Source organism: Kribbella sp. CWNU-51, from assembly GCF_054073265.1.
On record NZ_JBSXMZ010000050.1, the window covers coordinates 24,125 to 36,225 of the forward strand.

The window sequence follows — 12,101 nt, forward strand, 5'->3', positions numbered from 1 at the left end:
ACAGCGAATAGATATTCAGTAGTGCATAACTTGTCGCGACGAGCGTCGTCACGACGCTAGAGTCCCGTCAAGAGCTCGGTTGAAAGTTGTCAGATCCGGAGGGTTCGATGGTGCGAGCGGTACTCGCGATCGACCAGGGCACCACGAACTCCAAGGCGGTCCTGGTGAGCGCGGGCGGCGGCGTGCTGGCGACCGGATCCGCGCCGGTCGGCCTCTCCACTCCGCGGCCGGGGTGGGCCGAACAGGACGCCGACGACCTGTGGAACAGCGTCCTGCGGGCGATCGCGTCCTGCCTCGCCGCCGCGGAACACAGCGAGCTCGTGGGGCGGGTGGAGATCGTCGGGATCGCCTTGTCCACCCAGCGCGAGTCAATCGTGGGGTGGAGCCGCCGGGGTGAGGCCGTCGGCCCGGTCATCGGCTGGCAGGACGTACGCACGGCCGAATGGTGTGAATCCTTGCCTCCATCCACTGATGAACTGGTGCGTTCGCACACCGGGCTGCGAGTGGATGCGATGTTCTCCGCGCCGAAGCTTCACTGGTTGCTGACGGAGACGGATGCTGATCGTGTCGGCACCGTGGACTCCTGGTTGATCCACCGGCTGACTGGTTGCCGCGAGCACCTGACCGACGCCGGCAACGCGTCACGGACCTTGCTGTACGACGTACGCGAGCTCGACTGGTCGGACCAGCTGCTGGACGCATTCGGCGTACCGCGGTCGGCGCTGCCGCAGGTGCGTGCGTCGAACGCCGGATTCGGCGCGACGGCAGGGGTTCCGGGGCTGCGCGACGGGATCCCGATCGTCGCCGTACTCGCGGATTCGCATGCGGCGATGTACGGACAAGGGTGTGTGCGGGCCGGGATGATCAAGGCGACGTACGGGACCGGGTCGTCGGTGATGACGCCGGTCGATGGGTTCATCCCGGGTGGGTGCACGCTGGCCTGGTTGACCGACCAGCCGCTGTACGCGGTGGAGGGGAACATCGTGTCGTCCGGCGCAGCGCTCGCCTGGACGGCCGCCATGCTCGGTCTGCCGGATGTCGGCGCGTTGATGGAGTTGGCGGCGACGGTTCCTGCTGCGGACGGCGTCGTTCTGGTGCCGGCGTTCGCCGGTCTGGGAGCGCCGCACTGGGACCGGCAGGCCCGGGCCGCGCTGACCGGGATGAGCAACTCCACCACGCGCGCCCACATCGCCCGCGCTGCCGTCGACGCGGTCGCACAGCAGATCTGCGACATCGCGGAAACCATTCCGGCCACGGACGGCACGGCCCGGCGCCTGCGGGCCGACGGCGGCGCGACCGTCTCCGACCTCCTGATGCAAACCCAGGCCGACCTCCTCGGCCATCCGGTCGAGGTCGCCGACGTCCCCGAGATCTCCGCCCTCGGCACCGCAGAACTCGCCTGGACCACCCTCGGCCAGTCGACCACCTGGTCCAGCACCCGCACCTACCGCGTCTTCAAACCCACCCTCACCGTCCCAGCCCGCACCACCCGCCGCACCACCTGGTCCGCCGCCGTGGCCTCGGTCCACACCTGACCGGACGTGGTGCCCCACCCACCCCTCCTCTCACTTGACCCCCTTTCTTCTCCCTCGCCACCTTCGGTTCAGATCCCGAAGTAACTCCTTGCAGCTGACCGGATGTGATCGGAGATCGCTTTCCGTTACAGGTTGACTCCTCGTGACAGCCCACCTAAGGTTGCGGTCACAAGCCTTGGAAAGGGCTTTCCGGGGCTGGGAGGGAGGCCGGCATGTGCGAATGCGCGCCAGGTTCCGCCGCGGCACTGCCCGGCGGCATCGGCATCTCGTTGCTGACGGTGTACGACATCGAGGCACCGGACGGCCTGGTCGGCGGTGCGCCGCACGTCCACCTGGCCTGCTCCGAGGGGTACTACGTGATGGCCGGCTCCGGCGCGGTCCAGACCCTCAACCCGAAGGGCTTCAGCGAGACCCCACTGCAGGCGGGCAGCGTCGTCTGGTTCGACCCCGGCACGATCCACCGGCTGGTCAACGGCGGCGGCCTCAAGATCCTCGCCCTGATGTCGAACTCCGGTCTCCCCGAGGCCGGCGACGCCGTCCTGACGCTCCCGCCCGAGCACCTCACCGACCGCGAGACGTATCTGAAGGCGACCACGCTGACCGGCGAGGGTGGGGCCCGGACGCTGTCTGCGATCGCCCGGCGTGACCTCGCGCTCGAGGGGTTCGCCGTACTGCGTGAGTCCTTCGACGCGAACGGCCCGTCGGGCCTGGACGACTTCTACGCGGCCGCGGTCCGGATCGTCCAGCCACAGCTGGCGGACTGGCGTAAGCGCTGGGAGCAGGGCGCCCACCGCCTCGCCGACGAGACCGGCGCCGCGCTCGATGCGCTGGAAGCCGGTACGGCGCCCCACCTACAGACCGCTGAACTCCATCAACTCCCCGCCCCCACCGAGTTCGGCCGGCACGGCATGTGCGGTCGCCTCGACATCTATGACATCACTTCGTGAGAGGCAGAACTGTGAACGAGCGACGCGTCGGCATCGTGATGAACGGCGTCACCGGCCGGATGGGCCTGCGCCAGCACCTCGAGCGTTCCATCGTGGCGATCCGCGAGCAGGGCGGCCTGCCCTCCGCCGACGGCACGATGATCATCCCCGAGCCGATCCTGGTCGGCCGCAACGAGCTGAAGCTGCGCCGGATCGCGGAGCAGTACGGCCTGACCCGGTGGACCACCGACCTGGCCGAGGCGCTGGCCGAGCCGGACGTCGAGATCTACTTCGACTCCCAGCTCACCCAGCTGCGCGAGAAGGGCGTCCGCGCCGCGGTCGAGGCCGGTAAGGCGATCTACTGCGAGAAGCCGATCGCCGAGAGCCTGGAGGCCGCGGTCGACCTGGCCCGGCTGGTCCGCGACTCCGGCCTGAAGAACGGCATCGTCCAGGACAAGCTGTCGCTGCCCGGCCTGCGGAAGCTGAAGCGGCTGGTCGACGGCGGATTCTTCGGCCGGATCCTCTCGGTCCGCGGCGAGTTCGGCTACTGGGTCTTCGAGGGTGACTGGCAGGAAGCCCAGCGGCCGGCCTGGAACTACAAGCAGGAAGAGGGCGGCGGCATCGTCCTCGACATGTTCTGCCACTGGCGGTACGTGCTCGACAACATCTTCGGCCCGGTGAAGTCGGTCTACTGCCAGGGCGCGACCCACATCCCGACCCGGGTCGACGAGCAAGGCAACGAGTACACCGCCACCGCGGACGATGCGGCGTACGGCGTGTTCGAGCTGGAGGGCGGCATCGTCGCGCAGCTGAACTCGTCGTGGGCGACCCGGGTGTTCCGTGACGAGCTGGTCGAGTTCCAGGTCGACGGCACCGAGGGTTCCGCGGTCGCGGGCCTGCGCAACTGCCGGGCCCAGCACCGGTCCGCGACGCCGAAGCCGGTCTGGAACCCGGACCTGCCGGCCACCGAGAAGTTCCGCGACCAGTGGGCAACAGTGCCGGACAACGAGGTGTTCGACAACGGTTTCAAGGTGCAGTGGGAGATGTTCCTGCGGCACGTGGTCGAGGACGCGCCGTTCACCTGGGACTTCGTCGAGGCCGCCAAGGGCGTGCAGCTCGCCGAGCTCGGCCTGCAGTCGTGGCGCGAGGGCCGCAAGCTCGAGGTCCCGCCGCTCGACCTCGAGGGCCGGCTGTGACGCTGGAACTGCGCCTGCCGCTCGACGGCGGGCTGGAAAAGTACCGGCTGGCCGGCTCACTAGTTGCCCAGGGCACCTATACGCCGGCGGCCAGCCGGCTGGCCTTCGCCGCCGCACACGTTGTCGCCGACCCCTTGGGCGACAACTCGCCCGGACAGCCCGCGGTGATCGACTGGGAGCACACGCTGGGGTTCCGGCGGCACCTGTGGTCGCTCGGGCTGTCCGTGGCGGAGGCGATGGACACCGCACAACGCGGGATGGGGCTGGACTGGGCGGCGACGCAGGAACTGATCCGGCGATCCGCCGCGGAGGCACCCGACGGCCGGATCGCTGTGGGAGTTGGCACCGACCAGCTCACCACCGCGCCTCGACCCGCCGCCGGCTTGCGCGGCGACCACTCCTTGGACGCGGTGACCGCGGCGTACGAGCAGCAGCTTGCGCTTGCCGAGGAAGTCGGGGCTCAGCCGATCCTGATGGCCAGCCGGGCGTTGTGCGCCGCGGCGACCTCACCGGGCGACTACCGCAAGGTCTACGACCACCTGCTGGGCCAATCGAGCCGGCCGGTGATCTTGCACTGGCTGGGCTCGATGTTCGACCCGGCGCTGGACGGCTACTGGGGCAGCGACTCGCTCGACAGCGCGGCCGACGTCGTGGTCGAGTTGATTGTCGACAATGCGGCAAAGGTCGACGGTATCAAGGTGTCACTGCTGGACGCTTCCCGAGAGGTTGCCCTGCGCAACCGTCTGCCGGCGGGCGTTCGGCTCTACACCGGCGACGACTTCAACTACCCCGCGCTGATCAAGGGCGACGAGAACCGCTACAGCGATGCCCTGCTCGGCATCTTCGCCGCGATCGCCCCGGCAGCCGCGGCCGCCCTGAAGGCGCTGGACGACGGCGATCTCGACACCTACGACCGCGTCTTCGCGCCGACGGTTCCGCTGGCCCGCCAGATCTTCTCGGCACCGACGTACTACTACAAGACCGGAATCGCCTTCCTGGCTTGGCTGAACGGGCACCAACCCGGTTTCTCGATGGTGGGTGGCCTGCAGACCGGGCGGTCGCTCCCGCATCTGGCTGACACCTTCCGCCTTGCCGATCAAGCCGGCGTACTCACGGATCCGGAGCTTGCCGTCGAGCGGTTCGGGCAGTTGCTGCGCGTGGGTGGAGTCGACGCGTGAACCGCTACAGCCTGAACCAGGCGACGACGAAGTACTGGCCGCTCGAGGACGTGGTCGCGGCCAGCGCCAAGGCCGAGCTGTCGTGGATCGGCCTGTGGCGCGAGCCGATCCAGGAGTACGGCGTCGACAAGGCAGCGCGGCTGGTCACGGACGCGGGCCTGAAGGTCTCGTCGCTGTGCCGGAGCGGATTCTTCACGTCGACCGATGCCGCCGAGCGGAAGGCGAAGATCGCGGACAACCGGCGGGCGATCGACGAGGCCGCGAGGCTGGGGACGTCCGTGCTCGTGCTCGTCAGCGGTGGTCTGCCGCCGGGTTCGCGTGATCTCGACGGCGCTCGTTCGATGGTCCGCGATGGGCTGGCCGAGCTGGCGCCGCACGCGGCAGAGCGTGGGGTGAAGCTGGCGGTCGAGGCATTGCATCCGATGTTCTGCTCGGATCGGTGCGTGGTCTCGTCGCTGGGTGGCGCGCTCGAGCTGGCCGAGCAGTTCCCGGCGTCGCAGGTGGGTGTGATCGTGGACGCGTATCACCTGTGGTGGGACGCCGACGTCTACCGGCAGATCGAGCGGGCCGGCGAGCGGATCCTGTCCTACCAGGTGAGCGACTGGGTGGTTCCACTGCCGGCGGACACGCTGCTCGGGCGCGGCATGATGGGCGACGGTTCGATCGAGCTGCGCCGGCTGCGCGAGGCCTGTGATGCGGCCGGGTACGACGGACCGATCGAAGTGGAGATCTTCAACCAGAAGCTGTGGGACGCGCCGGGACAAGAGGTCTTCGACCTGGCGCTGGCACGCTATCAGGAACACGTCATCTAGTAGCTGAGGAGCTGCCTGTATGAGTATCCCCGCCGACGGCATCGGAATGCACCTGTACACCATGCGGGAGGTGTTGGCCGAGGACTATCCGGGGACGCTGAAGCGGCTCGCCGGGATCGGGTATCGGACGGTGGGGGTGAGTGGGCGGTTCGACCACAGCGCCGAGGAGATCCGCTCCTTCGCCGACGACGCCGGGCTGTCGATCGTGCTCGAGCACGTCGGGTACCCCCGGATGACGGACAACTGGGCCGGTGCGCTGGCCGACGTTCAGACGTTGGGCGCGCAGTGGATCGTCGTACCGTCGATTCCTTCGGAGTTGCACTCCGTGGAGGGGTTCAAGACGGCTGCTGCCGCGTTCACCGAGGCCGGCAAGGCCGCGCGTGACGCCGGCCTGAAGCTGCTGTTCCACAACCACGGACGCGACTTCGATGCGGTGGACGGGCAGGTTCTGTACGACATCCTGCTCGACGTGGACGCGGACCTGCTGGGCTTCGAGCTGGATCTGTACTGGGTGGTCGACGGTGGCCACGACCCGGCGAAGTACTTCCAGGAGCACCCCGGGCGATTCCCTGCGCTGCACGTCAAGGACATGGCCGCGGACGGTTCCTGGGAGGACGTCGGTGCGGGCAGGCTCGACTTCGCGGGCATGTTCGCCTACGCGACCGAGGGTGGCGTCGAGCAGTGGCTGGTCGAGCACGACAAGCCGGCCGACGCCTGGCAGTCAGCCGAACGGAGCTACCGCGGGCTGACCGAAATCCGGTACTGACAAACGCTTAACCGGATCAACGATGATTACAACTGCTCACGGCGGGTGAGATCGGCCTATTCTCGACGCGTGCCCAACGACGACCCATCGGTCCGGCTGACGGCTGTCCGCCGCCTCTACGAGGTGAGCGCGCGGATGGGTGCGGGGCGCAGCCTGGCCGAGACCCTGCAGGCGGTGGTCGACGGGGTCGTCGACGGGCTCGGGTTCGGCATCGCCGTACTGAATCTGCGGCATGCCGACGGGAAGTTCGAGGTGTTCGCGGTCGCCGGGTCGCCGGAGGCGCGGGAGGCCCTGCTCGGCCGGGTGAGCGCGGCGGACATCTTCGACGCCGACTTCGCCATCGCGGACGAGTGGGGCGGCCTGCGCTTCGTGCCGCACGAGCGGCTGCCCGAGGGCGAGGTCACCGGCTGGGTGCCCGACGTACCGGTGTCCGACGATCCGGCCGCCTGGCATCCGCTGGACGCACTCTTCGCGCCGCTGTACTCACCGGGCGGTGAGCTGGTCGGGATGCTCTCGGTCGATCTCCCCGAGGACCAGCGCCGGCCCGGACCGATCCACCGGGAGTTGCTGGAGATCTTCGCCACCCAGGCCGGGCTGGCGATCGACAAGGCCCGGCTGACCGATGAGCTCCGGGCCGAGAAGGCGCGGCTGGAGGCGAGTGAGACCACGTTCCGGATGGTCTTCGAGGGCGCCGGGAACGGGATGGCGACGATCGCCTTCGACGGGCCCGACGCCGGCCGGGTGCTGCGGGTGAACGACGCCTTCTGCCGGATCACCGGGTACGACGCCGATCAACTGCTCGGCGCCGGCCTGCCGGACTTCCTTCGCGACGTGGAGCCCGGGCAGTCCCGGCGCGAACTCGACGAGGTTGCTGTTGGCAACACGGCGTACCGGTTCGAGCGGCGCTTCTCGCAGCCCAGCGGGAACGAGATCTGGCTCGGCGGTACGGCGGCGATCGTCGAACAGGGGGACGGCCAGCCGCGGATCCTGCTGATCCAGATCGACGACGTGACCGCCCGCAAGGACGCCGAACGCGAGCTGCGCCACCACGCCGCCCACGACCCGCTCACCGGCCTGCCCAACCGGCGGCTGCTCCAGCATCGCTTCACCACGGTCCTTGAGCGGACCCGAGCGACCGGTCGGCCCGGCGCCTTGCTGTTCTGCGACCTGAACCACTTCAAGCTCGTGAACGACGGCTACGGACACGAGGCCGGCGACCATGCCCTGCGCGAGATCGCCGCCCGGCTGTCCACCGCGGTCCGCCACGGCGACACCGTGGCCCGTCTCGGTGGCGACGAGTTCGCCGTACTCGCCGAGGACATCGCCGGTGAGGACCTGACGACGTTGATCTCCCGCCTCGAGGCCGCAGTGAGCCGACCGCTGCCGAACATCGCGGTCGAGGTCACGACGAGCATCGGCACCGTCCCGATCACGCCGGACGCGAGCGACCTCGACACCCTCCTCCATGAGGCCGACCAGGCCATGTACGCCGCGAAACACCGCCGCTCGTAGGCTGCTCGGATGGACGAGGTGGAGTTGCGCGGCGGGTTCGTGCATGATCTGCTGCGGTTGCTGGAGGGGTGGGGTGGCGCGCCGCGGTTTCTCGGTGTGGATGCGGACGGTCGGGAACGGCTGAGCTTCGTCGACGGGTACGTCGCGTGGGAGCGGCCGTGGAAGCCCGCCGTCACGTCCGCTGGTGCCTTGCACTCGGTGGGCCGCTTGGTCCGCGAGTTCCACGACCTCACCGCAGGTACGGCGCTCGCCGGCGATCAGGAGGTTGTCTGCCACAACGACCTCTCGCCGAAGAACACCGTCTACACCGACGACGGGACGCGCGCCATCGCCTTCATCGACTGGGACATCGCCGCGCCGGGTGCCCGCATCCATGACGTCGCCTTCATCTGCTGGCAGTACGCCGACCTCGTGAGCCTCGACCGGGTTGTCCCGCAGTGGAAGGCGCTACTGGCCGGCTACGGTCCGGCCGATCTCACCGCGCTTGTCCCCACGGTGCTGTGGTGGCAGTCCCGCGCCGCCGACGGCATCGACGCCCAGGCCGCCGCCGGTGACCCGGCAATGCGGCACCTGCGTGACCTCGGCGTACCGGCGGACATCCGCCGGACGCGCGCCTGGGTCGAAGCTCACGCCGACGAATTGCAGGAAGCTGCAACCGGCCCGTCTTGAACCGCCGCCTCCGCGTGTGCTTCAAATAGGGCCCGATCATCAACGTGGGGGGATCCACGGTGCCTGGAGAATCTCTTGACCGTTGCCAGGCCGGCGTACGACGAGGACCCGCTCCGCGGTGCGATCGAGGCGGTCGTGTTCTCCCGCGGGCCGTTCGCAGACGGCGGGTAACTGATCAGCGAACTGCGGCGGGTGTTTCCGGGGTTACGAGCCCAGGTTGGTGAGGGCGGCGTTGGTTAGGCGGTAGGTGGTCCATTCGTCTTGGGGGTTGGCGCCTAGGGACTTGTAGAAGTCGATGGCGGGGGTGTTCCAGGTGAGGACGGACCATTCGAGGCGTTCGTAGCCGTTGGTGACGCATTCCTGGGCGAGGGCGGTGAGGAGGGCCTTGCCGAGGCCGGTGCCGCGGGTTTCGGGGCGGACGAAGAGGTCTTCGAGGTAGATGCCGTGGACGCCGCGCCAGGTGGAGAAGCTGAGGAACCAGAGGGCGCAGCCGGCCACCTCGCCCTCGTGTTCGGCGACGTGGCAGAAGACCGCGGGGGCGTCCCCGAACAGGGCGGTCTCCAACTGCGCCGCGGTCAGGTGGCATTCGTCCGGGGCTCGCTCGTAGTCGGCGAGTCCGTAGACCAGCTCCACGATCGCCGGGACGTCCTCTGGCCGGGCTCGCCGTACCCGCTCGTCAATCTGCATGGGAACATCCTGCCCTCTGGTCAATCTACCGAGGTTCACCGTTAACTTACCGAGCTGGATCGTTAACCTCGGAGCCAGGCACCAGACACCCGGCAACTGAACACTGACAGCGCTCTTCTTCCTCGAACCCCGCCCACCTGGAGGAACTCACATGTCTGTTTCACGCCGTCGTTTCCTCGGCCTGGGCGGTGCGGGCACCGCCGCCGTCCTGCTCGGCACCGGGGCCTGGGACGCCTCGACCACGTACGCCGCCCCGTCCGGCCAAGGCAACCCGTTCACTCTCGGCGTCGGCTCGGGTGATCCGCAGTACGACGGGGTCGTGCTGTGGACCCGCCTCGCCACCGACCCGTATGCCGTCGATGGCAAGGGCGGGATGCCTGCCCGGCCGATCCGGGTCGAGTACGAGGTTGCCCGCGACGAGAACTTCCGGCACGTCGTCCGGCGGTCCAGCGTCGTCGCGACACCCGAACTCGGCCACTCGGTCCACCCCGAGGTGCATGGTCTGCTGCCCGATCACGTGTACTACTACCGATTCCGCACCGGCTCCGAGGTCTCGCCGACCGGCCGGACGCGGACCACTCCGCACCCGTTCACCGCACCGCGCGAACTGAAGTTCGCCTTCGCCTCCTGCCAGGCCTGGCAGGACGGGTACTTCACCGCGTACGACCACATGGCCACCGAGGACCTCGACCTGGTCGTCCACCTCGGCGACTACATCTACGAGTCCGGGGTGAAGACCAACAAGCGTGGCGTGACGACGGACCCGCGGTTCCACACCGAGACCTTCGATCTGGCCCGCTACCGGCTGCAGTACTCGCTCTACAAGACCGAGGCGCCGCTGCAGGCCGCGCATGCCGCCCATCCGTGGATCCACACCTTCGACGACCACGAGGTGGAGAACAACTGGGCCGGCGATATCTCCCAGGCCGACACCGAGCCCGACCAGGACCCGGCCGTGTTCCGGGCTCGCCGGGCGCAGGCGTTCCAGGCGATGTACGAGAACATGCCGCTGCGGCATGCGCAGATGCCGGCCGGTCCGGACATCCGCTACCACCGCCGGCTCCCGTACGGCCGGCTCGCGGACTTCACCATCCTGGACACCCGCCAGTACCGCACCGACCAGCCGTGCGGCGACGGCGACTCGTCCACCTGCGACGATCGCTTCAACCCGGACAACACCCTGCTCGGCGGCAAGCAGCGCGCCTGGCTGCTCGACGGCTTCCGGACGTCGCACGCCCGCTGGCAGGTGATCGGCAACCAGACCCCGATGGGCCAGACGGACTGGACCCCCGGCCCGGAGACCCACGTCTGGCTGGACCCGTGGGACGGTTACGTTGCCGAGCGCAACAAAGTACTCGCGGCCGCGCAGGACAGCGGCGTCCGCAACCTGGTCGTCATCACCGGCGACCGGCACCAGAACTACGCCCTCGAACTCAAGCGCGACTATGCGAACCCGGACTCGGCCACGGTCGGCACTGAGTTCGTCGGTACGTCGATCACCAGCGGTGGCGACGGTTCGGACACGACGGACCAGGGGCAGCAGTTCCTGGCCGCCAACCCGCACCTGAAGTTCTTCAACAACCAGCGCGGCTATGTCCGCGTCACCGTGGACCAGAAGCAGTGGCGCTCCGACTTCCGCGTCGTCCCCTACGTCCAGACCCCCGGCGCCGCAGTCACCACCCGAGCCACCTACGTCGTCGAGGACCGCAATCCCCACGTCCACGCATCCTGATCACGCCGATTCAGTACCGGGAGTGCTGAGTTTGTGCGGATATTCCTGTTGGAATCGGTGCCGGTCGCGCGCAAGGTTGGAGTCATGGCAGCTGACACGAACAAGACCCGCCGGATCGGTGACGTCGAGGTGTCCGCGATCGGGCTCGGCGGGATGCCGATGTCGATCGAGGGCCGGCCCGACGAGGAGCGGTCGATCGCGACCATCCACGCCGCGCTCGACGCCGGGATCACCCTGATCGACACCGCCGACGCGTACCACCTGACCGCGACCGACGACGGTCACAACGAATCCCTGATCGCTCAGGCGCTGGCGTCGTACGGCGGCGACACGTCGCACGTGCTCGTCGCCACCAAGGGCGGCCACCTCCGGCCCGGGGACGGCAGCTGGACCGTCGACGGCTCACCGAAGCACCTGTTCGAGGCCGCCGACGCGTCCCTGAAGCGGCTGGGTGTCGAGGCGATCGGCTTGTACCAGTTCCACCGGCCGGACCCGAAGACGCCGTACGAAGACTCGATCGGGGCGATCCGCGACCTGCTCGACGCGGGCAAGATCCGGCTGGCCGGCATCTCGAACGCGAACCCGGCCCAGATCAAGCAGGCGAACGAGATCCTCGGCGGCCGACTCGTCTCGGTGCAGAACCAGTTCTCTCCCGCCTTCCGCTCCAGCGAGCCGGAGCTCGACCTGTGCGACGAGCTCGGCATCGCGTTCCTGCCCTGGTCCCCACTTGGCGGCATCTCCAACGCGGGCGACCTCGGCACCAAGCACCCCGCCTTCCACCAGCTCGCCGCCGAACTCGGCGTCAGCCCCCAGCGCCTGACACTCGCGTGGATGCTGGCCAAGTCGCCGTACGTCATCCCGATCCCCGGCTCCAGCCGGCCGGAGACCATCCGCGACTCGTACGCCGCGATCGACCTCGAGCTCACCCCCGACCAGGTCGCCACCCTCGACGCCGCCTGACGCCGGAACGCGGCGCGGAATAGCTCCGCGCCGCGTGGTGTTCCTGTCACGTTCCCGAGATGACAGACACCCCTGCTGTTAGGGGTGTCAAGCTGCGGTGGTTTGGGTGCGGTGGGCCCAGGCTGTGT

At 68.7% G+C, this 12,101-nt stretch carries 11 protein-coding genes; 10 read left to right on the top strand and 1 reads right to left on the bottom strand.

The window, feature by feature from the left end; genetic code table 11:
- Nucleotides 1-107 precede the first annotated feature (107 nt).
- The 8 genes from ACXC9Q_RS37095 (at nucleotide 108) to ACXC9Q_RS37130 (ending at nucleotide 8,594) form a co-directional block, all read left to right on the top strand.
- Nucleotides 108-1,535, top strand: a complete 1,428-nt coding sequence (locus ACXC9Q_RS37095) for an FGGY family carbohydrate kinase (RefSeq protein WP_457061316.1) — start codon at nucleotides 108-110, stop codon at nucleotides 1,533-1,535.
- A gap of 212 nt (nucleotides 1,536-1,747) precedes the next feature.
- Nucleotides 1,748-2,482 (top strand): cupin domain-containing protein, encoded by a 735-nt coding sequence (locus tag ACXC9Q_RS37100; protein ID WP_457061318.1) that lies wholly within the window; start codon nucleotides 1,748-1,750, stop codon nucleotides 2,480-2,482.
- Nucleotides 2,483-2,493: 11 nt separating this feature from the next.
- Nucleotides 2,494-3,657 carry a Gfo/Idh/MocA family protein gene (locus ACXC9Q_RS37105; RefSeq protein ID WP_457061320.1) on the top strand — a complete coding sequence of 388 codons (1,164 nt, stop codon included), beginning with the start codon at nucleotides 2,494-2,496 and terminating at the stop codon, nucleotides 3,655-3,657.
- A complete protein-coding gene (locus ACXC9Q_RS37110; RefSeq protein WP_457061322.1) occupies nucleotides 3,654-4,835 on the top strand; it encodes a dihydrodipicolinate synthase family protein in 1,182 nt (393 codons plus the stop codon). Before ACXC9Q_RS37105 ends, ACXC9Q_RS37110 begins: the two co-directional genes overlap by 4 nt.
- The gene (locus ACXC9Q_RS37115) at nucleotides 4,832-5,647 is read left to right on the top strand and encodes a sugar phosphate isomerase/epimerase family protein (protein ID WP_457061324.1); all 816 of its coding nucleotides are present in this window, start codon (nucleotides 4,832-4,834) and stop codon (nucleotides 5,645-5,647) included. Before ACXC9Q_RS37110 ends, ACXC9Q_RS37115 begins: the two co-directional genes overlap by 4 nt.
- Before the next feature lie 19 nt (nucleotides 5,648-5,666).
- The gene (locus ACXC9Q_RS37120) at nucleotides 5,667-6,413 is read left to right on the top strand and encodes a sugar phosphate isomerase/epimerase family protein (RefSeq protein WP_457061326.1); all 747 of its coding nucleotides are present in this window, start codon (nucleotides 5,667-5,669) and stop codon (nucleotides 6,411-6,413) included.
- 69 nt (nucleotides 6,414-6,482) lie between these two features.
- Nucleotides 6,483-7,925: a diguanylate cyclase domain-containing protein gene (locus ACXC9Q_RS37125; protein WP_457061327.1), complete on the top strand. Its 1,443-nt coding sequence runs from the start codon at nucleotides 6,483-6,485 to the stop codon at nucleotides 7,923-7,925.
- Nucleotides 7,926-7,934: 9 nt separating this feature from the next.
- Complete coding sequence (locus ACXC9Q_RS37130; protein ID WP_457061328.1) at nucleotides 7,935-8,594, top strand: phosphotransferase family protein; 660 nt, start codon at nucleotides 7,935-7,937, stop codon at nucleotides 8,592-8,594.
- A 204-nt stretch (nucleotides 8,595-8,798) separates the two neighbouring features.
- On the opposite strand, the gene ACXC9Q_RS37135 is transcribed toward ACXC9Q_RS37130, so the two are convergent.
- Nucleotides 8,799-9,281: an N-acetyltransferase family protein gene (locus ACXC9Q_RS37135; RefSeq protein ID WP_457061329.1), complete on the bottom strand. Its 483-nt coding sequence runs from the start codon at nucleotides 9,279-9,281 to the stop codon at nucleotides 8,799-8,801.
- A gap of 151 nt (nucleotides 9,282-9,432) precedes the next feature.
- Here ACXC9Q_RS37135 and ACXC9Q_RS37140 point away from each other — a divergent pair, with 151 nt between their 5' ends.
- Together ACXC9Q_RS37140 and ACXC9Q_RS37145 are read left to right on the top strand one after the other, a co-directional pair.
- Entirely contained in the window at nucleotides 9,433-11,013 is a 1,581-nt protein-coding gene (locus ACXC9Q_RS37140) for an alkaline phosphatase D family protein (RefSeq protein ID WP_457061330.1), read from the top strand.
- An 84-nt stretch (nucleotides 11,014-11,097) separates the two neighbouring features.
- Nucleotides 11,098-11,973 (top strand): aldo/keto reductase, encoded by an 876-nt coding sequence (locus ACXC9Q_RS37145; RefSeq protein ID WP_457061331.1) that lies wholly within the window; start codon nucleotides 11,098-11,100, stop codon nucleotides 11,971-11,973.
- Nucleotides 11,974-12,101 lie beyond the last annotated feature (128 nt).

Bases quoted from the DNA above. Each gene is read 5' to 3' on its own strand.
- ACXC9Q_RS37095 (WP_457061316.1), top strand. From the start codon at position 108: ATGGTGCGAGCGGTACTCGCGATCGACCAGGGCACCACGAACTCCAAG.
- ACXC9Q_RS37100 (WP_457061318.1), top strand. From the start codon at position 1,748: ATGTGCGAATGCGCGCCAGGTTCCGCCGCGGCACTGCCCGGCGGCATC.
- ACXC9Q_RS37140 (WP_457061330.1), top strand. From the start codon at position 9,433: ATGTCTGTTTCACGCCGTCGTTTCCTCGGCCTGGGCGGTGCGGGCACC.
- ACXC9Q_RS37145 (WP_457061331.1), top strand. From the start codon at position 11,098: ATGGCAGCTGACACGAACAAGACCCGCCGGATCGGTGACGTCGAGGTG.
- ACXC9Q_RS37130 (WP_457061328.1), top strand. From the start codon at position 7,935: ATGGACGAGGTGGAGTTGCGCGGCGGGTTCGTGCATGATCTGCTGCGG.
- ACXC9Q_RS37120 (WP_457061326.1), top strand. From the start codon at position 5,667: ATGAGTATCCCCGCCGACGGCATCGGAATGCACCTGTACACCATGCGG.
- ACXC9Q_RS37135 (WP_457061329.1), bottom strand. From the start codon at position 9,281: ATGCAGATTGACGAGCGGGTACGGCGAGCCCGGCCAGAGGACGTCCCG.